This window comes from Mycobacterium sp. PSTR-4-N (assembly GCF_022348085.1).
GTDB lineage: Bacteria > Actinomycetota > Actinomycetes > Mycobacteriales > Mycobacteriaceae > Mycobacterium.
In genome coordinates, this window is record NZ_JAKRFN010000001.1 from 205,383 (window position 1) to 230,195 (window position 24,813).

Annotated in this window: 20 protein-coding genes; 9 read left to right on the forward strand and 11 right to left on the reverse strand. The window is 68.4% G+C overall.

Annotation, left to right across the window (positions count from 1 at the left end; genetic code table 11):
* Positions 1-213: 213 nt before the first annotated feature.
* From MHN84_RS01150 to MHN84_RS01160, 3 genes are all read left to right on the forward strand, one after another.
* Complete coding sequence (locus MHN84_RS01150; RefSeq protein ID WP_241202800.1) at positions 214-1,287, forward strand: sensor domain-containing diguanylate cyclase; 1,074 nt, start codon at positions 214-216, stop codon at positions 1,285-1,287.
* Between the two features lie 84 nt (positions 1,288-1,371).
* On the forward strand, positions 1,372-3,321 hold the full coding sequence (locus MHN84_RS01155; RefSeq protein WP_241202801.1) for an NAD(P)/FAD-dependent oxidoreductase: 1,950 nt from the start codon (positions 1,372-1,374) through the stop codon (positions 3,319-3,321).
* A gap of 1 nt (position 3,322) precedes the next feature.
* The gene (locus MHN84_RS01160) at positions 3,323-4,348 is read left to right on the forward strand and encodes an alcohol dehydrogenase catalytic domain-containing protein (RefSeq protein WP_241202802.1); all 1,026 of its coding nucleotides are present in this window, start codon (positions 3,323-3,325) and stop codon (positions 4,346-4,348) included.
* Positions 4,349-4,354: 6 nt separating this feature from the next.
* Here MHN84_RS01160 and MHN84_RS01165 read toward each other — a convergent pair whose 3' ends face one another.
* Positions 4,355-6,070 carry a GAF domain-containing protein gene (locus MHN84_RS01165; RefSeq protein ID WP_241202803.1) on the reverse strand — a complete coding sequence of 572 codons (1,716 nt, stop codon included), beginning with the start codon at positions 6,068-6,070 and terminating at the stop codon, positions 4,355-4,357.
* A gap of 31 nt (positions 6,071-6,101) precedes the next feature.
* Positions 6,102-6,518, reverse strand: coding sequence for a pyridoxamine 5'-phosphate oxidase family protein (locus MHN84_RS01170; protein ID WP_241202804.1), 417 nt, complete (start codon positions 6,516-6,518; stop codon positions 6,102-6,104).
* A gap of 106 nt (positions 6,519-6,624) precedes the next feature.
* Here MHN84_RS01170 and MHN84_RS01175 point away from each other — a divergent pair, with 106 nt between their 5' ends.
* The 5 genes from MHN84_RS01175 to MHN84_RS01195 are packed head-to-tail and all read left to right on the forward strand — an operon-like array spanning position 6,625 to position 11,111.
* Positions 6,625-7,728 carry a 4Fe-4S dicluster domain-containing protein gene (locus MHN84_RS01175; RefSeq protein WP_241202805.1) on the forward strand — a complete coding sequence of 368 codons (1,104 nt, stop codon included), beginning with the start codon at positions 6,625-6,627 and terminating at the stop codon, positions 7,726-7,728.
* Positions 7,721-8,584: an FAD/NAD(P)-binding protein gene (locus MHN84_RS01180; protein WP_241202806.1), complete on the forward strand. Its 864-nt coding sequence runs from the start codon at positions 7,721-7,723 to the stop codon at positions 8,582-8,584. The genes MHN84_RS01175 and MHN84_RS01180 overlap by 8 nt, the downstream gene beginning before the upstream one ends.
* Complete coding sequence (locus MHN84_RS01185) at positions 8,585-9,343, forward strand: oxidoreductase (RefSeq protein WP_241202807.1); 759 nt, start codon at positions 8,585-8,587, stop codon at positions 9,341-9,343.
* Positions 9,340-10,644, forward strand: a complete 1,305-nt coding sequence (locus MHN84_RS01190) for a Ni/Fe hydrogenase subunit alpha (RefSeq protein ID WP_241202808.1) — start codon at positions 9,340-9,342, stop codon at positions 10,642-10,644. Before MHN84_RS01185 ends, MHN84_RS01190 begins: the two co-directional genes overlap by 4 nt.
* Positions 10,641-11,111 (forward strand): hydrogenase maturation protease, encoded by a 471-nt coding sequence (locus MHN84_RS01195; protein WP_241202809.1) that lies wholly within the window; start codon positions 10,641-10,643, stop codon positions 11,109-11,111. Before MHN84_RS01190 ends, MHN84_RS01195 begins: the two co-directional genes overlap by 4 nt.
* A gap of 36 nt (positions 11,112-11,147) precedes the next feature.
* Here the strand turns inward: MHN84_RS01195 and MHN84_RS01200 are convergent, their stop codons facing one another.
* The 7 genes from MHN84_RS01200 to MHN84_RS01230 form a co-directional block, all read right to left on the reverse strand.
* A complete protein-coding gene (locus MHN84_RS01200) occupies positions 11,148-12,509 on the reverse strand; it encodes a wax ester/triacylglycerol synthase family O-acyltransferase (protein WP_241202810.1) in 1,362 nt (453 codons plus the stop codon).
* 97 nt (positions 12,510-12,606) lie between these two features.
* Positions 12,607-13,206: a hypothetical protein gene (locus MHN84_RS01205; protein WP_241202811.1), complete on the reverse strand. Its 600-nt coding sequence runs from the start codon at positions 13,204-13,206 to the stop codon at positions 12,607-12,609.
* A 16-nt stretch (positions 13,207-13,222) separates the two neighbouring features.
* Positions 13,223-14,215, reverse strand: a complete 993-nt coding sequence (locus MHN84_RS01210; protein WP_241202812.1) for an NAD(P)H nitroreductase — start codon at positions 14,213-14,215, stop codon at positions 13,223-13,225.
* A gap of 83 nt (positions 14,216-14,298) precedes the next feature.
* A complete protein-coding gene (locus MHN84_RS01215) occupies positions 14,299-15,126 on the reverse strand; it encodes an HPF/RaiA family ribosome-associated protein (RefSeq protein ID WP_241202813.1) in 828 nt (275 codons plus the stop codon).
* Positions 15,127-15,191: 65 nt separating this feature from the next.
* Positions 15,192-16,463 carry a beta-lactamase family protein gene (locus MHN84_RS01220; RefSeq protein WP_241203185.1) on the reverse strand — a complete coding sequence of 424 codons (1,272 nt, stop codon included), beginning with the start codon at positions 16,461-16,463 and terminating at the stop codon, positions 15,192-15,194.
* Between the two features lie 119 nt (positions 16,464-16,582).
* Positions 16,583-16,918: an STAS domain-containing protein gene (locus MHN84_RS01225; RefSeq protein WP_241202814.1), complete on the reverse strand. Its 336-nt coding sequence runs from the start codon at positions 16,916-16,918 to the stop codon at positions 16,583-16,585.
* Positions 16,918-19,416, reverse strand: a complete 2,499-nt coding sequence (locus MHN84_RS01230; protein ID WP_241202815.1) for a SpoIIE family protein phosphatase — start codon at positions 19,414-19,416, stop codon at positions 16,918-16,920. Before MHN84_RS01230 ends, MHN84_RS01225 begins: the two co-directional genes overlap by 1 nt.
* 118 nt (positions 19,417-19,534) lie before the next feature.
* Between MHN84_RS01230 and MHN84_RS01235 the strand changes: the two genes are divergently transcribed.
* Positions 19,535-19,936, forward strand: coding sequence for a heme-binding protein (locus tag MHN84_RS01235; protein WP_241202816.1), 402 nt, complete (start codon positions 19,535-19,537; stop codon positions 19,934-19,936).
* Here MHN84_RS01235 and MHN84_RS01240 read toward each other — a convergent pair.
* Together MHN84_RS01240 and otsB are read right to left on the reverse strand one after the other, a co-directional pair.
* Positions 19,872-20,858: a 1-phosphofructokinase family hexose kinase gene (locus tag MHN84_RS01240; RefSeq protein WP_241202817.1), complete on the reverse strand. Its 987-nt coding sequence runs from the start codon at positions 20,856-20,858 to the stop codon at positions 19,872-19,874. The two genes, MHN84_RS01235 and MHN84_RS01240, sit on opposite strands and share 65 nt — an antisense overlap.
* A gap of 192 nt (positions 20,859-21,050) precedes the next feature.
* On the reverse strand, positions 21,051-24,725 hold the full coding sequence (gene otsB / locus MHN84_RS01245; RefSeq protein WP_241203186.1) for a trehalose-phosphatase: 3,675 nt from the start codon (positions 24,723-24,725) through the stop codon (positions 21,051-21,053).
* Positions 24,726-24,813: the final 88 nt, after the last annotated feature.

The following is a 24,813-nucleotide window of genomic DNA, read 5'->3' on the forward strand; positions in this document are numbered from 1 at the left end:
CCGCGCTTTGGCGCGGACCTGCCGGTGGACTGGCCCCAGCGCCCGACCGCCGGCACATGACTCCTCGATTGTGCGCCTGCGAACCCACTCTGCGCAGGCGATTTACGTCACGTGATCTTTCGCCTCGTCCGCGATTCCGGCGGCCGGCCGACCCGGTGCGGTGTATCGTGTGGCCACCGGGGACTGGAACGGCGACGCCAGGCGGAGGTTCGCATGGAGATTCCGAACGTGCCCGATGTGTCCGAGGTCCCCGGCGACGCACGCGGCCTCACCCGCCTTCTGCACGCCGTACAGGAGCTGTCGCTGGCGCGCAGCCTCGCAGAGATCCAGGCGATCGTGCGTACCGCCGCTCGTGAGCTGACGGGTTGTGACGGAGCCACTTTCGTACTCCGCGACGACGGCAAGTGCTACTACGCGGACGAGGACGCGATCGCCCCACTGTGGAAGGGCAGCCGGTTCCCGATGGAGATCTGCATCAGCGGCTGGGCGATGTTGAATCGAACTCCGGCGGTGATTCCCGACATCTACAGTGACCCCCGGGTACCTCATGCCGCGTACCGACCCACGTTCGTCCGCAGCCTCGTGATGGTGCCCATCCGCACCCTCGATCCCGTCGGTGCGATCGGCAACTACTGGGCCCGGGAACACGAACCCACCGCCCGGGAGGTGTCACTGCTCCAGGCGCTGGCCGACTCGACATCGATAGCCATGGAGAACGTGGCCGTCAACGAGGAGTTGGAGCAGCGCGTCCGGGACCGCACTGCAGATCTGGAACGGGCCAACGAGGAGATCCATCGTCTCTCGCGGACCGACGATCTGACCGGCCTGGCGAACAGACGTGGATTCCACCTGCTGGCCGAGGAGGCCCTGCGGATAGCGCGCAGTCGTGGGCGACGTTGCCTGCTGGCCTATCTCGACGTGGACGGACTCAAACGGGTCAATGACGAGGCAGGCCACGAAGTCGGCGACCGCCTGATCGCCGACGTGGGCAGTGTTCTGCGTACAGCGGTCCGACCGTCGGACATCGTGGCACGCCTCGGTGGTGACGAATTCTGCGCGCTGCTCGTGGATTACGGCGGCGACGGCGCGACCCTGAAGCAGCGCCTGACCGACGCGCTACGGGACTTCCAGGGCTTGTGCGAGCGACCCTACAGACTGGCCGCCAGCGTCGGGGTTCTGGAGGTTCCGCCGACCGATGTCAGCACGCTCGACGAGTTGCTCGCCCACGCCGATCAGCTGATGTACGAGGACAAGAAGCGCAAACCGCTGACCCTTCCTGCCGTCTGAGCCGCGTCGATGTCGGTGTCATTGCGCAACACCTAGCCGCCAGTTACGCTACGCAACGTTGCGATATGGCGATCGGGAGGCTCAGTGACGCGGACGGTGCACGCAGCCCGGCGGTTCGACACCTCCACCGACGACATCGCCGCTGCGCTGGTCGATGTCAGCATCCCCGCGCTGCTGCTGTCGATGGTTCACCTCACGGGCGATCCGCGCTTCATCCGCGACTTCGCCCAGGCTGGCCTGTTCCTCAACGAGATCCAGGGCTTCATGAGCGAAGAGGACAAAGCCCGCGCCAGGGCGGCAGCGCTGCCGGTGATCGTGGACTATCGCGACCGCGGCTGCCCGCCCCTGCCGCCGCTGCCCGCCGAACTGGTCAGGGAGATGCTCGACTGGGCGGCCTGCGAACCCGTCGACGAAGCCAACATCGCGCTGGTTCTCGAGGAACTCGATCTCGAAGGCACCGATCCGCGGCGGCCCGCGTCGGTGGACCCCGCTCGCGCGGCGGGCCGGCGGGTACTCGTGATCGGCTGTGGCGAATCCGGCATCCTGGCCGGGATTCGGCTGCAGCAGGCCGGGATTGCCTTCGAGATCATCGAGAAGAACGCCGGCCCTGGTGGAACGTGGTGGGAGAACCGCTACCCCGGTGCGCGGGTCGACGTCGCCAATCACCTGTACAGCTACAGCTTCGAACCCGGCACGCACTGGGAACACTTCTTCGCCGAGCAGCCGGAACTGGCCGCCTACTTCGCCGACGTGATGGACCGGCACGGCTTGCGCGAGCACGTGCGGTGGAACACGGAGGTGTGCTCGGCACGCTGGGACGACGAGAGCTCGAGGTGGCACGTCGACGTGCGCACGGGCCAGACCGTGCAGACGCTGACCGCCGACGCGCTGATCACCGCGGTCGGTCAGCTCAACCGTCCCGCTCTGCCCGACATCCCCGGCCGAGAGTCGTTTGCGGGGCCGTCATTTCACTCGGCGCGGTGGGACCGCGACGTCGACCTGACCGGACGGCGGGTCGCGCTGGTCGGCGCCGGCGCCAGCGGGTTCCAGATAGCGCCCGCGATCGCCGACACGGTGGCCCAGCTCACCGTGTTCCAGCGCACCGCACAGTGGATGTTCCCGAATCCGATGTACCACGATCCGGTCCCCGACGGCGCGCGCTGGGCGCTGGAGAACCTGCCCGGTTACGCCCGCTGGTACCGGTTCCTGCTGTTCTGGCCGGGGGCGGACAAGGGCCTCGACGCCGCCCGCGTCGACCCCGACTACGTAGATCAACACCACGCCGTCAGCGAGATCAATGCGTTGGCGCGCATGATGTTCACCGAATGGATCACTTCCCAGGTCGGCGACGACGACGATCTGCTGGCCCGGGTCCTGCCCGACTATCCGGCCACGGCGAAGCGGACCCTGCAGGACAACGGAAGCTGGCTTGCCACACTGAAGAGGCCCAACGTCACGCTGGTCCGCACACCGCTACAGGAGGTGACCCCCGGCGGCGTCGTGACGACGGACGGCACCGCCTACGACGCCGATGTGATCGTGTACGCCACCGGTTTTCGAGCCACCGATCTCCTGCTGCCGATGACGGTGACCGGGCGCGGCGGAGCGGATCTGCACGACGTCTGGGGGCAGCGGCCGCACGCCTACCTCGGCATCACCGTGCCGGGCTTCCCGAACTTCTTCATGACCTACGGCCCGGGAACGCATCTGGCGCACGGCGGCAGCCTGATCATGCACTCGGAACTGCAGATGCGCTACATCAATGCCTGCCTTGCCCATCTGATCGACAGTGGTGCGCGCGCCATGGAACCGCTGCCCGAACCGACGCGGGACTGGCACCGACGCACGCAGGAGCGGATCACCCAGACCGTGTGGGCGCACCCGGCCGTCGAGCACTCCTACTTCAAGACCAGCAGCGGGGAGATCCACACCGTGAGTCCGTGGCGGCTCTGCGAATACCATGACGCGGTGGCCCGGCCCGACTTCAGCCACTTCCGCATCGACGCATCCGTCGACCGCGACGGGACGGCCTGACATGCGCGCGGTGGTCGTCGACCCGGGTGGCACGGTGCGTGTCGACGACCGACCCGATCCGGTGCTGCCCGGGCCCGACGGAGCAGTCATCGAGGTCGCGGCGACCGCGATCTGCGGATCCGACCTCCACTTCCTGGAAGGCCACTACCCGATGGCCGAGCCGGTGTCGGTCGGCCACGAAGCCGTCGGCGTCGTACGCGAGATCGGTTCGGAGGTAAGGAGTGTCGCGGTCGGAGAGCGAGTGCTGGTGTCGTCGGTGGCGGGCTGCGGCCGCTGCGCGGGCTGCGCCACCTCCGATCCGGTCCGCTGCGTGTCGGGTCCGCAGATCTTCGGTGCGGGTGTGCTGGGCGGCGCACAGGCTGATCTGATGGCTGTCCCGGCCGCCGATTTCCAGCTGCTGCGCATCCCGGACGGTATCGACACCGAGGCGGCGCTGCTGCTCACCGACAATCTCGCGACCGGGTGGGCGGCGGCCCGACGCGCGGACATCCCGGTCGGCGGTACCGTCGCGGTCATCGGCGCAGGAGCGGTCGGCCAGTGCGCCCTCCGCAGTGCCCTGTTCCTGGGTGCGGCACGGGTTTTCGCGATCGACCCGGTGGAGTATCGGCGTGACCGGGCCACACTGGCCGGCGCCATCCCGGCACCGCCGCCTGCGGCAGCCACCGTCCTGGAGGCGACGAACGGCCTGGGCGCGGACGCGGTGATCGACGCGGTCGGCACCGACACCACCCTCGACGACGCGATCGCCGCCGTGCGGGTCGGCGGCACGGTGTCGGTGGTCGGGGTGCACGACTTGGCGCCGTACCCGTTTCCGGCACTGCTGGGACTGTTACGCAGTCTGACGATCCGATGGACGACGGCGCCGGTGCAGCAGACGTGGCCGGAGCTGATCCCGCTGCTGCGCTCCGGTCGTCTCGATGTGAGCGGAATCTTCACCGCCACCATGCCGTTGACCGACGCCGCAGACGCCTATGCAGCCGCGATGTCCAGATCGGCGGGCCACGTCAAGATCCAGCTGACGCCCTGACGCCCACTAATGAAGGGGCACAGCCCATCTCAATCGGGTGCCGCCACCGTCGGCGGGTCCGATCGTCAACGATCCGCCCGCATCCGCGGCGCGCTGGCCCAGGTTGGTCAACCCGGAGCCGGTGATCGAGCCGCTGATGCCCCGGCCGTTGTCGATCACCTCGATGACCAACTCGTCGTTGGCGGCGACGGTGATCGCCAGCGAGGTGGCATCCGCGTGGCGGACTGCATTGCTGACCGCTTCCCGAACCACCGCTTCGGCGTGGTCGGCGAGTCCCGCCTCGACCACCGACAGCGGTCCCGAATACTGCACGGTCGTCCGGATCTTCGGGGTCGCGAACTGCGCGATCGCTTCGTCGAGCCGCTGCCGCAGGCGGGTGATGCCCGACTGGCCGCCGTGCAGATCGAAGATCGCGGTCCGGATCTCCTGGATCACCTGCTGCAGATCGTCGACGGACTCACTGAGCCGTTGCTGCACCTCGGCGCTTCGGGCCCGCGGGATGGTGCCCTGCAGCGCCAACCCGACGGCGAACAACCGCTGGATCACGTGGTCGTGCAGATCGCGGGCGATCCGGTCGCGGTCGGAGAGGACGTCGAGTTCGCGCAGCCGGCGCTGCGTGGTCGCCAGCTGCCACGCCAGCGCCGCCTGATCCACGAACGCGGCCATCATGTCGACCTCACCGGCATTGAACGCGAGGACTCCGGCAGGCCGTAGCGCGATCAGAACGCCGGCCACGGTATCGGTGGCACGCAGCGGCACGACCAGCGCGGGGCCGTCGGCGACGCATCCGGGCGCCAATTCCAGCACGTCGAACCGGTCCGGCCGCTGCTCGGCGAACACCGCGCCGACGTCGGTGCCTGCCACCGGAATCGACGCCATGTCTGTTCCGGGACCGGATCCGCTGGTGGCCGCGACGGTGAGCTCGTCGACCTCACCGACCGGCTCGTCGAGGTCGGCCCGAACCGCGACGATCGACGCCACGGCGCCGCTGAGCGTGCGGCACTCCTCGGCCATCAGGCGAAAGACCGCCGCGGGATCGGTGCCGCCCAATAGTTCGGTGCCGATGTCGCGGGTCGCCTCGATCCAGGACTGGCGGATCTTAGACTGTTCGTAGAGGCGGGCGTTGTCGATCGCGATGCCGGCCGCCGCCGCGAGCGCTTGGACGAGAACCTCGTCGTCCTCGCTGAACGGTTGCCCGTCGGCCTTCTCGGTGAGGTACAGGTTGCCGAACACCTCGTCCCGGATGCGGACCGGAACACCGAGAAACGTTCGCATCGGCGGATGGTTCGCCGGAAACCCGACCGAGGCAGCGTGGTGGCTGATGTTGTCCAACCGGATGGGCTTGGGATCGTCGAGTAGCACGCCGAGCACACCCCGACCCTCGGGTAGGTGGCCGATCAGTTCGCGGGCTTCCTCGTCGATGCCCTGGTAGATGAACTCCAGCAGTTCGTGGTCGTCGCCGCGCACCCCCAGCGCGCCGTAGCGGGCGTCGACGAGGTCGATCGCGGTGTGCACGATCGTCTTGAGCGTTTCGTCGAGTTCGAGGCCGGAGGTCACCACGAGCATCGCCTCGACCAGCCCGTCGAGCCGATCACGACCCTCCACGATCTGCTCGACGCGTTCCTGGACCTCGATCAGCAGTTCCCGCAGACGAAGCTGGGAGAGGGTGTCGCGAAGCGGCCGCCCCCCCGGGTCTCCCTTCGCGCCACCGGCAGAACTCACGTCGCCATTTTGTCACTGTTTGTCGTCGAGATCAGCGGTGTTCTCCACCGAAAGCAAAATGCCGGCCCGTGACGTTCAGGGGCCTGATGCGCACGTAGTGGGATTTTTCCGGGATCGTCCACGGACGAAGGTTCGTTGCCTCCGCTTCGGCGATCTCCTCGTCTGTGCGAAGGGACCGCGCACTCCCCGTGACAATCACGCTCCAGCCGTCGGTGACGGTGTGATCGTCGGCTTCGAACAGCACCGTGCTGTTGATCGCGGCGCTCACCAACTTGGTGCCTTCGGCGGTGCGGAACAGGATCGTCCGATTCTGCACGGCGTAGTTCACCGGGAAGATCGACGGTTCGCCGTCGACGCTTGTGACGAGTCGTCCGAGCGAGACACTCGCCAGCCGATCCCAGCATTCCGACGCGGCGAGCACCGACACGGGCGCGGTCTTGTGAGCCATAGCTGACACTAGCTCCGCAGCGGGAGCGCTCCATGCGGTCCAAAGTCACCCAAACGTGTGACTGCGAGCCCTCGCCCACGGCGGGCAGGCGGCCCACGATGGCGGCATGGAAGTGGCGGTGATCGACACCGCAGGCTTGGAGCAGCTGGTGTCCGTGCTGAAGGACCTCGGCTATCGCGTGGTGGGACCGACCGTGTCCGGCAGCGCCATCGTGCTCGACGAGCTCGACAGCGCCGACGACCTGCCCGTCGGGTGGGGCGTGGACGTGGCGCCGGGCCGGTACCGAATGCGCAGACGCGACGACGACGCGGCGTTCGGCCATTCCGCCGGGCCAGGGTCGTGGAAGCAGTTCCTGCACCCGCCCCGACAGAAGGTCTGGTCGAGCGAGGCCGAGCCAGATGCCGAGCGTGCTGACGAGGCGCCGCGGTACGCGTTCCTCGGGGTGCGTGCGTGCGATCTCGCATCGATGGCGATCCTCGACGGCGTGCTCGGCGCCGGCGCCCACGTCCACCGTCACTTCACCGGCCGCCTCGGGCGGGCCTTCATCGTCGCGGTCAACTGCACCGAACCCGGCGGGTTGTGCTTCTGCGCGTCGATGGGCACCGGCCCCGCCGTCGGGCCCGGGTACGACCTGGCGCTCACCGAACGCACGGATTCCGACGGTAGCCGCTACGTCGTCGACGTGGGCAGTCCAGCCGGCGCCGATGTGCTGGGCCGGCTGGCTCACCGCACCGCGGACCCCGACGAGATCGACAGCGCCCGCGCCGAGGTGGCCGAGGCCGCTGGACACATGGGCCGGCAGATGCCTGACGGTGACCTCCGGTCGCTACTCGTGGACTCACGAGAATCGGCGCAGTGGGACGAGGTGGCATCGCGCTGTCTCACCTGCGGCAACTGCACGATGGTGTGTCCGACGTGTTTTTGCACCAGCGTCGAGGACGTCACCGATCTCACCGGCACCTACGCCGAGCGGTGGATGTCGTGGTCGTCGTGCTTCGAGTTCGAGTTCACGTTCATTCACGAGGGCAGTACCCGGCGGTCGGGCTCCTCCCGCTATCGACACTGGCTGACACACAAGCTCGGCACCTGGCACGACCAATTCGGCACCTCGGGATGCGTCGGGTGCGGGCGGTGTATCGCCTGGTGCCCCACGGGAATCGACATCACGGAAGAAATGGCGACGCTGCACGCGCAGGCCGACGATGCCTGACGCCTCGACCTCGACCTTCCCCTCCGGCGTGACCTCGGCCATGGCGCCGATGCCCTACCGGGTGCTCGGTCGTGTCGCCGAGAACCGCGACACGGCAACACTTCGGCTGTCCCCCGTCGGCGACGCGCTCCCCTCCCCGGCTCCCGGTCAGTTCATGATGATGTACGCCTTCGGCGTCGGTGAGGTCGCCATCTCGGTCAGCGGTGTCCCCGAACGCGGCGATCACACGATCACCCACACGATCCGCGCTGTCGGCGCGGTGAGCCGGAAACTCCACGATGCCGAGCCGGGGTCGGTGGTGGGGTTGCGCGGACCGTTCGGGACCGCGTGGGACGTGCATCGGGCAGCGGATCGCGATCTCGTGATCGTCGCGGGCGGTGTGGGATTGGCACCGCTGCGCCCGGTCGTGCTCGCTGCCCTGCGCGCCCGCGAGCGCTTCGGTCGCGTCACCCTGATCGCCGGTGCGCGCGCACGCGCGGACTTCTTGTTCGCCGCCGAGCTCGACTCATGGCGCCGGCGGTCCGAGATCGACGTCCACCTCACCGTCGACGTGCCGGTGCAGGGCTGGCCGGGGGAGGTCGGCTTCGTCACCGAACCGCTGCGCAGGCTACCGCTGCGCCCTGCGATCACCACCGCATTCCTGTGCGGGCCGGAGGTCATGATGCGCAACGGTGCGGCCGAACTGACCCGGAAGGGCATGCGAAGCAGCGATATTCGCGTCTCCCTCGAACGCAACATGGCCTGCGGTATCGGCTGGTGCGGGCACTGCCAACTCGGGCCGCTGCTGCTGTGCCGTGACGGTGCCGTCGTCGGCTACGACATCGCGGAGCCACTACTGAGGATCGGGGAGCTGTAGATGACCGCGCCGACCCTGGCCGTGTGGAAGTTCGCGTCGTGCGACGGGTGCCAGCTGAGCCTGCTCGATTGCGAAGACGACCTGCTGACCCTGGCGGGTCAGGTGCAGATCGCCACTTTCCTCGAGGCGTCCAGCGCGATCATGGCGGGCCCGTACGACGTGTCGCTGGTCGAAGGTTCGATCACCACCGCCGCCGACCGACGGCGGATCGTCGAGATCCGTTCGCAGTCCGGCGTTCTGGTGACCATCGGGGCATGTGCTACCGGGGGCGGGATCCAGGCGCTGCGCAACTTCGCCGACATCGACGAGTTCACGTCCGTGGTCTACGCACGACCGGAGTACATCGACACCCTGGCCACCTCGACGCCGGCGTCGGACCACGTGCCGGTCGACTACCAGCTGCAGGGGTGTCCGATCGATCGCGGGCAACTGCTCGAGACGCTGGCCGCGCTGCTGGTCGGCCGTAAGCCGCGGTTGCCCGCCAAGACGGTGTGCACCGAGTGCAAAGCACGCGGAGTGACGTGTGTGGTCGTCGCCGACGGGACGCCCTGTCTCGGTCCGGTCACCCACGCCGGTTGTGGCGCGCTGTGTCCGTCCTTCTCGCGGGGCTGCTACGGCTGCTTCGGTCCGGCGGCCACCCCCAACACCGCCGCGCTGATTCCGCTGCTGCACCGCGACGGCATGTCCTCCGGTGACGTCGAGCGGGTGTTCACCACCTTCAACGCGCCGCGTTTCGCCGCGCAGCGGAGCGAGGAATGAGCGGGCCGCGCGAACGCGAGACCCGCACGCTCACCGTGGGCGCGCTGACGCGCGTGGAAGGCGAAGGGGCGCTCAACGTCACGATGGCCGACGGCGTGGTCGAGCACGTCGAACTCAGCATCTACGAGGCACCGCGGTTCTTCGAGGCACTGCTGCGCGGCCGGTCCTACACCGAACCGCCCGACATCACCGCCCGGGTGTGCGGCATCTGCCCGGTCGCCTATCAGATCAGCGCATGCAACGCGATCGAAAACGCCTGCGGCGTCACGATCGATCCGCAACTGGCAGCGCTGCGCCGCCTACTGTACTGCGGCGAATGGATTCACAGCCATGCGCTGCACATGTTCCTTCTGCACCTGCCCGATTTCCTGGGCTACCCCGACGTGGTCACGATGGCCGCCGACCACCGGGAGTTGGTGGAGCGCGGTCTGGCGCTGAAAAAGGCCGGCAACCAGGTGATGGAGCAGATCGGCGGGCGGGCGATCCATCCGGTGAACGTGAAGCTCGGCGGGTTCTATGCGACTCCCCCGGCGGCGCAATTGCGGCCGCTGGGACAGATGCTGCGCCGGGCGCTCGACGACGCGATGCACACCCTGGGCAGGCTCAGCCGTCTGGAGTTCCCCGACATGGAGGTCGATCACGAGTTCGTCGCGCTGACCCATCACGATCACTATCCGATCGAGAACGGAACCATCGCCCGCAGCGCGGGAGACCCCTTCGCCGTCGACGAATTCAGCGACCACGTCGTCGAGTCCCAGGTGCCGCACTCCACCGCACTGCAGGCGACACTGGACGGTGGCCGCTACCTCACCGGTCCCCTGGCCCGCTACTCACTGAATTCAGCACAGCTGTCTCCCGTGGCGAAGCAGGCGGCCGCCGAGGCCGGGCTCTCGGCGGCATGTCGTAATCCGTTCCGCAGCATTCTGGTTCGCGCGGTCGAGGTGGTGTACGCGATCGACGAAGCGCTGCGCATCATCGAGACGTACGAACCACCCGCGCGGCCGTCGGTCGAGGTTCCGGTGCGGGCAGGCGTCGGTCACGGTGTCAGCGAAGCGCCACGCGGACTGCTCTACCACCGGTACGAGATCGACGACGACGGACTGGTGCGCGCGGCGACGATGGTGCCGCCGACGGCGCAGAATCAGGCCGCGATAGAGCACGAGATGGCTCTGCTGATCACCGCGAATCCGACGCTCGACGACGCTGCGCTGACCGCGTTGTGCGAGCGGGCGATCCGCAACCACGACCCGTGCATCTCGTGCTCGGCGCACTTCCTGACATTGCACATCCGAAGGCGATGAGCGCTGCCGTGGTCGGGATCGGTAACGGGTTCCGGCGTGACGACGGAGTCGGGCCGGTCGTGGCCGCCGCCGTGGCGCGCCTCGAGATGTCGGGCGTCAGAGTCGCTGTCGCGCAGGATGATCCGGCGGCGATCCTCGACGCCATCGGGGACGTCACGTTGGCGGTCATCGTCGACGCCGCCGCCGGCGACGGCGCGGTCCCCGGCCGAATCCGGCGCTGGCTACCCCCGCAGCGACCGCCGACCGCAGTGAGTTCGCACGGTGTGGACCTGGCCGCGGTGCTCGCGCTGGGCCGGGCACTGGGGCGTGCGCCGGCGCACACAGTGGTGTTCACCGTCGATGCCGCCGACGTCGGCCACGGCTGCGGCTTGAGCCGTGCCGTGGCAGCCGCGGTTCCGCGGGTCGTCGGCGCAGTGATCTACGAAATAGAGAGGCGCGACATCGAGAGGGATGCAAACGACGTCTAGTCCTCGATCTTGTCTACCGCGTTACCCGCCGCCCCCTCAGCCGACCGCGGCGGCCAGCGTCTGCACCGCGGATTCGATCCCGGCGGCGAGTTGGTCGACGTCGGCCGCCGCGTCGTAATCTCCGAGAATCCCGAAGACCAACTCGTCGGCGTAGGTGAGGATCGCCACCCCGGTGCGCAATCGCATCGCGATCGGAGGGATGGGGACCACGCGAATGATGCTGCGGCCCAGTATCGTCATCCGCTCCCGGGGTCCGGGAACATTGGTCGCCAGCGTGACGATTCCGCGTTGCGGCAGCCGGGTGAACGCCCGCACCGCCCACGCCGTGAGCGGGAACGGCATCACGTTCGACAGCGCGACGAAGACGCCGCCCGCCTCCCGCTGCCCACTGCCCTTGGCGCGAGAGAGCCTCCGGTGCACCGTGTGCAACTGCTCGACCGGGTCCGCTGTGTCGGCGGGCAATGCCGGCAGCATCAGCGACACCCGGTTGTCGGTGCGGGCCGAGGCGTCGTTCGAGCGGATCGAGACCGGCACCAGGGTGCGCAGCGATGTCCGCTTGGGCGTTTCCCCTCGCCGCTCCAGCGCCGCGCGGTAGCTGCTGGTGATCGCGGCGAGTGCGACGTCGTTCACGGTCACACCGTACGAATCACAAATGCGGGCAACGTCGCTCATGGGGACGACGCCGAAACTGAAGCGCCGCATCGACGACACCGGGCCGTTGAGAGACGACGTCTGCGCGGGCCTGATGATGCCGCTGGTCACCTCGACGGCTCCGCCGACGGCCAGCGCGGAGATCCGGGTCGCGGAGATCGCCGCCCGGCCCATGCCGCGCACCCAGCGCACAGGATTCAATCCCCACTGCGCAAGGGGCGACTGGTTCTCCTTCGATTGCCGGGCGGCACGGATCTCGGTGTCGTAGCCGGGCGTCTGTTGGGAGTCGACGAGCCGGGAGAACAGGTGCATGGTGGCGATGCCGTCGGCGATGCAGTGGTGGATCTTTATCAGCATCGCCCACTTGCCTTCGGCCAGACCCTCGATGATCCAGCATTCCCACAGTGGTCGGTCTCGGTCGAGCCGACGTCCCATGACGTCACCGACGAACTGGTCGAGCGCGTCCTCGTCGCCGGGACTGGGCAGGGCAGCGCGCCGAATATGGTGTGAAAGCTCGAAATTCGGGTCATCCGCCCACTCCGGCGGGCCCAAATCGAGCAGATGGGTGTGCAACACCTGCCGGAACCGGGGGATGTCGGCGATCCGGTCGGCGATCCCGTCGACGAGCGCGTCGACGTCGGGCATGGGACCTTCGAGGATGGACAGGCCCCCCACTGCGAGACTGACGTGACAGTCGGAGTCTTCGGCTTCCAGGAAACCGGCGTCCAGATTGGTCAGATGCTCCACCCTCTCACTCTCGGGCCAGTGTGCGCACCGGCAGAAGGGGACGATGTCCCCTGCCCCCGGGACCAACCTCACTACCGGCGCTCGGGCATCGTCGCGATCACGCAGTGTTGTTCGTGCGTCCGCCGTTGTCCGTCAGGCGGCGCAGATCGCGGTCCCAGTCGGCGTGGCGGCGTCGGTCGAGCCGCATCCGCAGGACCGCCCACCCTCCGAGCGCGGTGCCGGCGAGCGTGAACCACACCGCCGCTGCTGCGATCACGGCCTGCACGGCCGCATCCCGGTCGGTCATCGGAGCCGCCCGACGATCTCCCGCAGCATCGACCCAGATCGTGAGGTGCTCACCGGCGGTCATTTTCGCCGTACGCACCTCGTCGGTATGGGCGATGCCGTCGACCTGCCACCGGATCGGTGTGAGGTAGGGGTTGTCGTACACCTGCGCCGTGACGCGGCTGTCGCCGGTGACGATCGCCTCGACGGGCCGCCGCTCGGCACGCTGCGCGGCAAAGGACTGGGAGAATTGTTCCTGGACAGAGGTTCTCACCGAATCGGCGGGTGACAGAGCGAACAGCGCTGCGGCGATGACGACCAACAGACCGATGGCCTCGACGCGGTCACTGAACCGAACCAGCGGGTGGTGGCCCGACAGCCGGCTCAGCCAGACGCTGAACGCGGTCGCTGCGGGATGCGGGTTGGGGCGCACGATGACTCCGCGGCCACTATCCGACTCGCGCGCGGTCGGACCAGCTGACGACCTGGTGCAGCGGGCGACGCGGCGTCGGGGGAAGCGCATCGGCGTTGGCGGGTGCCCACCCGACGCGCAACACCATCTGCGCGTAGCCGCTGGAGCCGAACACGTCCTGCGCCACCGCGGCCCGCAGGTCGGGGAATTCAAGGGGACCGGTGATGGGACAACTCGCGAGTCCCGCCACCGTCGCTGTGAGGAGCACCAGGCTGGTCGCCTCCCCGGCGCGGAGTCGGGACAGTCGGTCGTCGGCGACGGTGCCCAACGCGATGACCGCGCCGTTGTCCTGTGCGGGTTCGGCGTCGGCCGGTTGCTGCAGTGCCGCCCCGGCGAACACGCGAGCGGGAATCACCGCCCGCGGGTCGGGGTCGGGTGTGCTCCGAGCAGGCACGCCGGCGGTGGACCCGTACCGGCCGCTCCAGGTGGTCAATTCGGCCACGTAGCCGGGATCGGTGTTGTGACGTCCCTCCGCTTCCATGACGCGACGCCTCAGAGTGGTCAGCTCGTCGAACTGGCGGAGCATGACGCCTGAGCGGGCGGCCCGAGCTCCCATCATCGCGATCGCGGCGCCGGGCACCGGCCGGCTGCTGTAGTTGCGTCGATCGGTACGGCGCCGCGGGATGGCGGCCGCCAGCGCGATGTCCGCTTCGATGGGCCGATATCGATGGAGCTCGACAGTGGCGAGGTGATCGGGCTGCGCATCGTCGGGGAACCTGCGGATCTTCGCCTGCCAGCCCACCGCGGCCAACGCGATCTGCGCGTGGTTGAGCGCTGCGCCGCAGCTGAGAATGAGGTCGCGGGAGTCAGGATCGGTATGGGGCAGCGCCAGATCGGGATTCGCGTACAGGTCGACGCTGCGCTCCCCCACCTGCCACAGCCACGGCTGCGAATTGTGGACCGACGGAGCCTGCACGGCTTGCGCCAGCGCCCACCGCAGAATGGCGGAATTGGGCAGCTGCGAGGTCATCTGTGTCCATCCTCATCGATTCGGCGGAGACGTCCGCTCACAGGATGTCGTCTCGAGGGGATTGATGTAGAGGGTCTAAAGACCTACAGCGGAGGGACCTGCGGGCTCACCTGCGGGATCGGCTGGACCGCCGGGGTGATCAACCCGTACTGCCCGTCGTACCGGCGGTAGAGCACGCAGGCACGACCGGCTTCGGCGTCGATGTAGAACAGGAACGGCAGTCCCAGCAGGCTCAGGCGTTCCCGTGCGTCCTGTTCACGCAGACACGAAAGCGGGTGGGGGCTGACGGTCACGGGTTCCTCGAACGGTGCCAGCTGATCGCGCACCGACGGTGACACCAGCGCGAGGCGGTGGCGGCCGTCGTCGGTGCGATACAGCAGACCGACGGTTCCCGATCCGATCTCGGTGAACAGGTGGAACCGGTAGTCGAGGAGCTCCATTTCGTCGATGGCGTCGTCGACGGTGCAGGGCGTCATCGCATAGGTTTTGCGACGGCTGATCCGCACCCGGCCGACAGCCGGCGTGGCGTCGGGCGGTGGCTGAACCGCTCGTTGTTCTCGACGCCACGCAGGCACCCCGGCGCGTCGATCACCCCGTCGTAGCGCGAAGTGTTCGAGCTGTCGGCGCAATTTGGCCTGGAGGAGATCGACCGCCTCTCGTGCGGTGACCGCGTGCACCTGGGCGCGCACCAGTCGGCCGCCGACGATCAGATTGGCCTGGGCGACGACCGGCGCGTCGACTGCGGGGTCGTGGTGGCGGCTCAGCCGCACGCGGGCGGACAGGACGCGCCGGTGCGACACTCGACCGAGCTCGCCGATCTTCGTGCGCGCGTAGTCGGCGGCACCGGGCAGATCGCCGCGGACGGTGACATCGACGTCGATGGTCGGGGAAGTCGTGACCTTCTGGCTCATATGTCCTTGCTACGTCGCTACCCGGCCGTCGTTAAGGGCCGGAAGTCCCGTTGTTCGTCGAACGGTCACCCTGGGTGCGCGACGCCCAGCGCGCGGGCGGCCGCGGTGGCCACGGCACCGGCCAATCGGGAGATCGGCGGGCTGCCGGGGGTGTGCACGGCGTTGGACAGGACCACCACGTAGCTGTCCGAGCCGGGGTCGATCCACAGCGAGGTCCCGGTGAAACCGGTGTGCCCGAAACTGCCGACCGAAAAGACCGTGCCGCGCGACCCGGAGTATCCGGTGTCGATGTCCCACCCGAGCCCGCGCACGCCGCGCACGGCGCCGGGAGCGCTCGGCCGATTCGGCGCCGTCATGGTCTGCAGAGTCGATCGTCGGAGCGGGAAAGCGCTGGGGCGCCCCGCGAGGCGGTCCAGCAGCGCCTGGGCGAAGCGCCCGACGTCGGCCGCCGTGGAGAACACGCCGGCGTGTCCGGCGACCCCACCCATGCGGCGCGACGTGGGGTCGTCGACGACGCCCCGCATCACCGAACCGAAGTGCGGATTGGTCGATGGCCGACCCTCCGTGTCGAGGCGTGTCGGAGCGACGCGACTCAGCAGCGTGTGGTTGCGCGCCACTGGACCGGTCGAGGGCAGGTACCGCGTCTCTGTCATTCCCAACGGCACGAACACGTTTCGCCGCGCATAGACGTCCTCCGGTTCGCCGGTCACGGCCTCGACGAGCGCACCGAGGAGCTCGAAATTGATGTCCGAGTAGCGGAACACCGCGCCGGGAGGCATCTCCAGCGGCGCGCTCAGTGCCCGTCTCATCCCTTCGGCCCGGTCCGTGTGGGCGAGTCCCCACGGGTCGTCGAGGTTCACGTCGCCGGGCAGACCCGAGGTGTGGGTGAGCAGGGTCCGGACGGTGACGGCGGCGCGGTGCGGGTCGTGCGCTGGGTTGAACGCCGGGAGGTACGTTTGCACGGGGTCGTCGAGGCGCACCTTCCCCTGCTCGTACAGCTGCATGACGGCTGTGGCGGTGGCCAGGACCTTGGTCAACGACGCGACGTCGAACACGGTGTCCTCCGTCATGGGTTCCGCGGGGGTGGCGAATCCGTCGACGCCCGGTTCACCCGCGGGTTTGCGCACACCGTAAGCCCGCAGTAGCGCGACCTGCCCGTCATGGCCGACCATCACCACCGCCCCGGGCAGGTGGCGCGCGGCGATCGCCGACGACATCAGCGCCGAGACCGCCGGCAGGTCCGCCTGCGGCGCCGAGTACCCGTATGCGGGCGCGGCGTGTGCCCGGGGTATCGCGACCGAGGTGTCCACGCCCAGCGGAGACGGTGCGGCAAGCATGACGACCACGCCGATCACCAGACCTGCGATCGGCAGGGACCGCCGTCGCGCGGCGGCCAGGACGCAGGAGGGCACCCACCGAGGGTGCCAATGCCGGTGCGCCCAGGCAAGGCGCCGGGTCAGACGGTCGGATCGCCTGGGTCGTGCGACGCCGTGTCGACGGTGATGACCTCCGCCAGGCCGCTGACTCGTAGGGTCGTCAGCAACAGCGGCGCGGCGACGATGAGGGCGATGTCGTCGGCGGCGGCGTACAGCGCGTTGATCGCGGCGCTGTCCAGGTAGCCGACGGCGGCGAGGTCGACGACCAATGCGGTGCCCGATCTCGTGGCGTCGGCGGCGGCGTCGGTCAGGGCCTGCCTGAAGGCGCCGATGTTGCTGAGGTCGATCTCACCCGCCGCGACCAGGCGGCGGTGCCTCGTGTCGACGACGACGTCGAAGGAGAACTGTGTGGGCATCAGAGGATCCTCGCCGAAAGTGCAACGGTGGTTCCCGCCTCACAGTGGTCGACGGTGATGTCGTCCATCAGCAGGCGCATCAGCGCGACCCCGCGGCCGCGCATCGGATCGGGCTCGGCATCGGGGATCTTCCAGGCGCCGGTATCGGTGATCGTTACGCGAATCCGATCTGCGGATGCGGCCGCGCGCAGTACGACGGTCCCGCCGGGGTGGTCGCGGTGACCGTGCTCGATGGCGTTGGCGACCGCTTCGCCGGTGGCGACGAGAATGTCGACGGTCTGCTGCGGACTGACGCCGGCGCTGTGCAGCCAGTCGCGCAACGCTGTGCGGGCGGGTGCCAGCTGGTCGGCGTGCGCGGGGAACGAGAGCTCCAGCGGCGCGGTGGGCCGGTACAGAAGCAGCACGACGTCGTCGTGGTATCCCTCGTCGGGTGCGAGGCCGGACATGACGGTGTCCACCAGCTCGTCGAGCGCGGTGCCGCGGTGCTCGCCGACCATGTCCAGGGCGCGGGCGAGACCGTCGTCCAGCGTCGCCCCCCGCCGCTCGACCAGGCCGTCGGTGTAGAGCATCAGCGTGGCACCCGCGGGCACGACGACACGTGCTTCGGGACGCGGCCAGCCGGTGCGGACGCCCAGCGCGATCGTGTGACCGCCGTCCAGTACGTCGATCGATCCGTCGGCCAGAACCAGCGCCGGCGGCGGATGTCCGGCGCTGGAGTACACCAGTTCCCCCGACGCCGTGTCGAGGATCGCGCACACGGCGGTCGTACACTGCGCCCCGGGCAGGCGCGCCGCGAACCGATCGAGCCGCGACAATGCCGCGGCCGGACTGGGGTTGTCGAAAAGCAATGCACGACAGGCACTTCGCACCTGCCCCATGATGGTGGCGGCGGTCAGCCCGTGGCCCACGCAGTCACCGACGATCAGTGCGACATGGTTGTCGTCGAGGTCGACGACGTCGAACCAGTCCCCGCCCACCTGGAGCGGCCGGCTCGCCGCCTGGTAACGCACGGCGAACCCGGGCGGCAGACGGGCCGGGCCGAGGATCGCGTGCTGGAGGGCCAGAGCGGTCTCCCGCTGCTGATCCACCTGGTGCACGCGGTGCAATCCCTGGCTCAACCGGCCCGCCAGCACCGTCAACAGGGTTTGGTCTTCCAAGGTGAACGCCCGCGCTCCGGCCAACTCGATACGGACCACGAGCACTCCGTCGGGGTGGCCGATCGCGACCGCCGCCACGCCCGCCTCCGGCATCACGGGCGTGAGCAGCTCGCCGGCGCGGACCTCACGCAGTTGGTCGCGTGCCTGTGTCGACAGATCCGGCCACTGTGTCGACTCGGTGCAGGTGACCACCCGGGGTTCGGTGTCGGCCCGGTCGGGAAAGATCACCGCCATCACTCGTCTGGCCCGCCACAGCCTGCGTAGTTCGTCGACCGCTGCCCGCAGGGCGTCGTCGACCGTTTCGGCCTGTGCCAGTTCACGGTTGAGTGCGTGCTCTCGGCTGGCGGCCAGCGCGAGGGCGATCGCGGCGTGCCGGGCGAAATCGCTGACCAACTCGAGATAATCGTTGCCGAAGGGGGGTTGATGCGGGCGCCGGGCGACAGCGATCACACCGAGCACCGTGTCGTCGGCGATCAGCGGCATCACGATCGCCGAGCGCTCCCCCACGTCGGTGAAACCCTCGATCGGATACTGGAAAGAGTCGGTGATGAGCGGCAGTCCCCGCCTCGCGACGCCTCCGGTGGTCGAACCGTCCATCGGGACCTGGCGGCCGATCACCTCGGCGGCATACCGCCCCGCCGTGGCGGCGACGACCAGCGTTGCGACGTCGTCGGCGGGAAGGTCCGGTTCACGGGGAACCAGCAGGATGGCCTGCTCGGCGTCGGCGAGTTCCAGGGCAAGGTCCACGATCAACCGCAACGGTCCGGTCCGTGGGTCGCCGGACAGAAGCGCGGTGGTGATTTCGCGACTGGCCTTCGTCCATTTCGCCGCTTCGCGTTCCCGTTCGAAGAGCCGGGCGTTGTCGATCGCGGACGCCGCCGCGGTGGCCATCGCCCGTACCGCGGCGTCCTGGAGGTCGGAGAACGTCCGCCCCGGCTCATCGTGGAGCAGATACAGCGTGCCGAAGTGTCTCTCGCGCACCATGATCGGTACCGCCAACAACGCGCGCAACGGCTCGGCCGAGATGCGCAGATCGAGATAGCGGTTCCGCCGGGTGAGGTCGTCGAGCCGCAGTCCGTCGCCGACGGACAGCAGGGCGAGGCGTCGAAGCACATCCTGATGAGCGCCCTCGTCGATTCCCGCGCAGACGAACGTCGGCGTGCTGCCGTCCCCGTCGCGAATACCGAGCACCCCGTAGCGCGCGCCACTGAGCTCGAGGGCTGCATCGACGATGCGGCGGAGCGTGACGCCGAGGTTCAGATCAGAACCGATCCCGACGATCACGCGCACCAGTTGCGTGGCATCGTCGCGCGCGGCGACGAGTTCTCGCCTGGTGCTCACCGGTCACCGCTCCCTGAACTGCGACGTCATCGGGCCAACCGTACCCAGTGGACGCGGGGGGAAACCCGCAGGACACGGCTCATCGCCGCAAGGCCCCCTGCGCAGTATGTTCACTCCCATGTCGATCGAGTTGGCCACCGCGCTGCGCATGGTCGCCGCTGCCCACGCCGAAGCCGAACGGCACGCCGTTCTCGTCTCGGCCGCGGTGGTGGACGCCGGCGGGCACCTCATCGCCTTCGGCCGCATGGACGGTGCCGAAATAGCCGGGCCCACGCTGGCGGTGGACAAGGCGTTCACCGCCGTGGCCAACCGCATCTCCACCTCCGAACTCGCGAGGCTCGCCGCGCCGGGGGGCGAACTGTTCGGAATCCATGCCGCAGCCGGTGGCCGCTTCGTCATCTTCGGCGGCGGGGTTCCGGTCACCGTCGACGGAGTCGTGGTGGGTGGCGTCGGCGTCAGCGGTGCGACTGCGGCACAGGACGATGCGTGCGCGCAGGCTGCCCTGACCTGCCTGCCGTGACCAGTGAGTAGATCTTCTCCACCTCGTCGGCACTGAACTCCGACGTCCCCGGCGTCTGCAGTTTCGCTGCGGCAGCTGCGATCCCGAACCGAACCGCCGCGGGTAGATCCCAGCATCGTGCCAGCCCCACCACGATGCCGGCGACCATCGCGTCGCCTGCGCCGACGCCGCTGACACTGAGTACCTCGACGGCGGGAAACCTCTCGGTCAGGTGGGGCGTGACCAGCAGAGCGCCCTCGGCCCCGAGTGACACCACCACCGCGTCGGCGAGTCCTCGGTCGACGAGTTCGCGGGCGGCTGCCCGCTGCTCCGCCTCGGTGTCCAGAGAACGTCCGACGCACTCACGGAGCTCCCGCAGGCTGGGTTTGAGCAGATGGACCCCGGAGCTGACATGGGCGAGTCCGCCCCCCGAGGTGTCGAGGATCAGTGCAGCATCGGTTTCCGCGCAGATGTCGGAGACCCGTTGGTAGAAGTCCGGTGCCACGCCCGGCGGCAGGCTTCCCGATGCCACCACGTAGTCCGCTGAGGTCGCGGCGTCCCGTACCGCGTTCAGGCACAGAATCTGCTCATCGGGGGTCAGGAACGGACCCGGTAGGACGAATCGATACTGTGCGCCGGTCGCGCCCTCGTTGACGGTGAAGCTCTCCCGAGTCGCACCGAGAATGGGGACAGGGGTCGCCGCCACTCCCGTGGCCTCGACGATGTCGACGATCCGAGCACCGGTGAACCCGCCGGCGGTGAAGATCGCCGCGACGTCGGCACCGAGCACGTGAGCGAAGCGCGCCACGTTGATGCCGCCGCCGCCGGCATCGTAACGGGCTGCGCGGCAACGGACTTTGTCAGTGGGACGCACGGTGTCGGCATCGACGGCCACATCGAGCGCAGAGTTCATCGTCAGTGTGACGACGCGCGAACCGCTCATAGCCCGGACGGGTGGGTCTCGGGTGTCTCGCCGGCGACCCACACACTGGTCATCTCAGCGGCTCCGGAAGACGTGGTGCGGTTGTTCCCTGTGCGCCTCGCGGGTAGCGGTCATCCACCGAATCTAGACAGCGCGGTCCCCGGTGATCTGCGGACGAAAGTCCTCACTTTCCCGGCCCGTTGGGCACGGGCGTCAGCGGCTGAAGTGGACGGTCCCACCGGCGACGAGGGTCTGCTCGGCGCCGCGACATTCGACCACCACGGGTGAGACGTCGCCCGGTTCGGCGCTGAGTGTGGCGCTGCGTCCGCGCACGCTCAACCGAAGGCGGTGTCCGCGATATCGGAACGGAAAAGCCAAGTCACCCAGCGATTCCGGCCACAGCGGTCCGACCACGACGCGGTCTCGGCGCAGTTCCAGACCGGTAAAGCACCGTTGCAGCAGATCGATGGTGCCCGCCATGGCGGCGAGGTGGATCCCCTCGGCTGTGGTGCCACCCTGGATGTCGACGACGTCGGAGTCCAGCACTTGCCTGAAGTACGTCATCGCCTCGGCGCGATCACCGCGGGCGGTCACCCATGAGTGCACGACAGCGCTCAGCGTCGAACCGTGCGACGTGCGCGCCCGGTAGTAGTCGATCGTCGCCGGAATCTGATCGGGGGTGAAGGAGTAGCCGAGCCGCTCGAACAACTCGTACAGTTCGTCGGCCGACAGGAGATAGAACAGCATCAACGTGTCCGCTTGCTTGGCCGCCCGGTAGTTGTTGACGCTGTCGTTCTCGGCATCGAGGATCCGATCCAGTCGCTGCAGATTCCCGTACCGGGCCCGATAGGCGTCCCAATCGAATTCGCGCAGCGTCTCGTACCCTTCGAACTGACTGATGACACCGTCATGGAACGGGACGAACATCCGGCGGCTGACGTCTTCCCATCGCACGAGTTCGTCATCTCCGATGTCCAACGTCTCCAACAACGTCAGCCGATAGGACAACGGCAACCGGTCCAGTGTCTCGAGCGCTCGCAGGATCACCCAGACGGCCATGACATTGGTGTAGGCGTTGTTGTCGATCCCGTCGTAATCCGCTCCCGGATAACCGGAATGGAACTCGTCGGGGCCGATGACGCCGGTGACGACGTAGCGGCCGCGGGTGCTGTCGAACCTGGCCAGGCTGACCCAGAACCGGGCGATCTCGGCGAGCATCTCCGCGCCGTAATCGATCAGAAATCCTGAGTCACCGGTCACCTGGTAGTACTGCCAGATGTTGTAGGCGACAGCGATGCCGACATGATGTGCGCGACTACTGGCATCCGGATTCCACCGACCCGAACGCGGGTTGAGATGGACGCGCGGGCTTTCCTCGCACCCGCTGCTACCCGACTGCCAGGGGTACATGGCGCCGGTGTATCCGCGTTCGCGCGCGGCCAGTCGCGCCTCGGGCAGTCGCCGATACCGATACATCAACAGGGAACGCGTGACCTCGGGCATGCGCACATTCGTGACGGGGAAGACGAACAACTCGTCCCAGAAGACATGACCACGGTATGCCTCACCGTGTAGGCCGCGCGCCGGCACACCGACGTCGAGGTCCGCGGTATGGCTGGACAACGTCTGCAACACATGGAGCTGATGCAGGCGCGCGGTCCGCAGCATGTCGACGTCACCGCTGACCTCGATGTTGCAGTACTCCCACAGCTGGGCCCAGGCCAGTTGATGCCGGTGGTGGAGGTCGGCGAAGCTGCCGGCCCGCTGGATCTCGCGGACGGCCGCCTCCACGGGCTCCGAGACCCCGTGGTCGCGGCCGGTGAACACACAGGCGGTCTTCTCCAGGACCGTCTCCTCCCCCGCGGCCACCTCCACCGACAGGTGATGGCCGACGCGGTCGCCGCCGACGATCGGCATCCGCCGGACTTCGCGCTCCCCGGGCAACCGTCCGACGCACCGCGCCACATCACGGACGGAGATCGCAACGCGAATGCGCGACTGCGTCGTCTCCGCAGTCAGCAGCACCGTGTCGTCGGACAGCTCCCGCATGTCGGTGACGGTGATGTGGCGTGACGACAGTTGGCGATAACGCTCCACCCCGGTGTTGGCCACACCCCCGTCCACGGTCGACCGGACTTCGAGCAGGCCGGACCAGTCCACGGGACGGATGACGGTCTGCATGGCGGCCACATGCGGCTGTTCCATGGAAACGAAGCGACGTTGTGTGATCTCTGTCGTCCGTCCCGCGTCGTCGCATACAGTGAATTCGCGCACCAGCGTGGCTCTGCGCAGATCGAACGTCACGCGATAGGACGCGGGCGGGCAGCGGTCGAGGTCCAGCCACGCTGCGCCGTCGATGCGATAGGTGACCGGAAGCCAACTGGGGAGGTTGACCACACTCTCGTTGGTCACGGGGGCGCCGTCTACCGTGTCCGCGAGACGGTTGAACAGGCCGGCGACGTAGTGCCCGGGGTAGTGAAAGGGCCCAGCGTCGGCCTCAGGTGCGGCGCCGCGCACGCCGACGTACCCGTTGCCCGTCGTACACAACGCCTCTCGCAATCGTTCCTCGGCCGGCCGGTAACCGTCGAACACCAGGCTCCAGGAGTCACCGGCACTCGCTTCGTCGTCGGTCAGTCGATCGGCCAGGCGGGACAGAAAGGTGCAGACGGCGTCCGGGTCGGCGAGACAGAACCTGGCCGACGACCGTCGCGTGTCATCGGCACCCTGCCGGACGGCGATGCCGATTCCCTTGTGTCGCAGCGTATCGAAAGCGTCCTCGTCGGTGCTGTCGTCGCCGATGTAGATGGGCAGGATCAGGTCCGGTCCGTCGATCTGGTCGAGGAGCCAGTCGACCGCCCGCCCCTTGTCCCAGTCGATGTCGAGACGGAGCTCGATCACTTTGCGGCCCTGCGAGATTCTCAAACCGCACGCACGCCCGATGTCGCGAACCGCGGCGATCACGGAGTTCACGCACCCGTCCGGGACGTGGCGGTAGTGCACAGCGAGCGCGAAGCCCTTGTTCTCGATAGACACGCCCTGCACGCCACCGAGTCGTGCCGTCAGCTCGGGGACGACGGACGTCAGCGAGCGCAGCGCCTCGGTCGCACTCGGGTTGGTGTGAGAGACACCGTCGGCGGACGCCAGCTCGACACCGTGGTTGCCGCCGAACCACACACCCTTCAGGTCCACCCGCCGGCGCAGATCGTCGAGGCGGCGGCCACTCAGGAAGGCGACGGGGCAGCGCGATGCCAGGGCGGTGACGGCCTCGGCTGCGCGCGGGAGCAGAACCGCCGCAGCCGGATCACCGACGATCTCGGACACCGTGCCGTCGAAATCCAGGAGCACCACGGGTCGTCGCAACGCCACCAGGGAGGCGATGTGATCGAAAGACGCGAGGGCATCGGGCATTGTGGCGACGGAACCGAAACCGCCCCTGATGTTGATGACGGTGATGTCGGGTACCACCGCATCGGCGTCGACGGTCAGGCGATGGCCGGCATCCCCGGCGCTGTCCACGGCGATCACGAGCCCGAAACCGGCCTCGTGCGCGGCGGCGACACCCGCCGGTGTCGGGTCCACGACGACGCACCGGTTCGGGGACAGCCCGAGATCCCGTGCCGCATCGAACGCCGGACCCTCACACACCGCAGCGAAGAGATCGCTCAACCCGGTCGAGGTGAGCTTCTGTGCACCGCCACCGGCGGTGCAGTACAGCGCGGCACTCACCCCGGCTGATTGCAGCTCGCGCACGAATCGGCTCACTCGGCGGTACATGTGACTGCTGCCCGGGGCCGAGAGCAGGCTGTCGAGCTCGATCAGCACCGCGTCGTGATCCCGCGGATCGACGAAGATCGGCCGTGTCACCGAGAAGGTCGTCGACAAGGTCATCGCCAGTCCCCGTTTCGTCGTGCGGCTCATGCCAGCAACCGGCGTCGAATGGAGAAAGAGGCCGAAGTCCCTTCCTGCGTGAGGTGGT

Excerpts from the sequence above, each read along its gene's own strand:
- MHN84_RS01170 (WP_241202804.1), bottom strand. The coding sequence starts at position 6,518 with ATGGCTCACAAGACCGCGCCCGTGTCGGTGCTCGCCGCGTCGGAATGC.
- MHN84_RS01210 (WP_241202812.1), bottom strand. The coding sequence starts at position 14,215 with ATGACCTCGCAGCTGCCCAATTCCGCCATTCTGCGGTGGGCGCTGGCG.
- MHN84_RS01185 (WP_241202807.1), top strand. The coding sequence starts at position 8,585 with ATGACCGCGCCGACCCTGGCCGTGTGGAAGTTCGCGTCGTGCGACGGG.
- MHN84_RS01215 (WP_241202813.1), bottom strand. The coding sequence starts at position 15,126 with ATGAGCCAGAAGGTCACGACTTCCCCGACCATCGACGTCGATGTCACC.
- MHN84_RS01180 (WP_241202806.1), top strand. The coding sequence starts at position 7,721 with ATGCCTGACGCCTCGACCTCGACCTTCCCCTCCGGCGTGACCTCGGCC.
- MHN84_RS01190 (WP_241202808.1), top strand. The coding sequence starts at position 9,340 with ATGAGCGGGCCGCGCGAACGCGAGACCCGCACGCTCACCGTGGGCGCG.
- MHN84_RS01195 (WP_241202809.1), top strand. The coding sequence starts at position 10,641 with ATGAGCGCTGCCGTGGTCGGGATCGGTAACGGGTTCCGGCGTGACGAC.
- MHN84_RS01175 (WP_241202805.1), top strand. The coding sequence starts at position 6,625 with ATGGAAGTGGCGGTGATCGACACCGCAGGCTTGGAGCAGCTGGTGTCC.
- MHN84_RS01225 (WP_241202814.1), bottom strand. The coding sequence starts at position 16,918 with ATGCCCACACAGTTCTCCTTCGACGTCGTCGTCGACACGAGGCACCGC.
- otsB (WP_241203186.1), bottom strand. The coding sequence starts at position 24,725 with ATGACCTTGTCGACGACCTTCTCGGTGACACGGCCGATCTTCGTCGAT.
- MHN84_RS01220 (WP_241203185.1), bottom strand. The coding sequence starts at position 16,463 with ATGCTTGCCGCACCGTCTCCGCTGGGCGTGGACACCTCGGTCGCGATA.
- MHN84_RS01150 (WP_241202800.1), top strand. The coding sequence starts at position 214 with ATGGAGATTCCGAACGTGCCCGATGTGTCCGAGGTCCCCGGCGACGCA.
- MHN84_RS01240 (WP_241202817.1), bottom strand. The coding sequence starts at position 20,858 with ATGAGCGGTTCGCGCGTCGTCACACTGACGATGAACTCTGCGCTCGAT.
- MHN84_RS01235 (WP_241202816.1), top strand. The coding sequence starts at position 19,535 with ATGTCGATCGAGTTGGCCACCGCGCTGCGCATGGTCGCCGCTGCCCAC.
- MHN84_RS01160 (WP_241202802.1), top strand. The coding sequence starts at position 3,323 with ATGCGCGCGGTGGTCGTCGACCCGGGTGGCACGGTGCGTGTCGACGAC.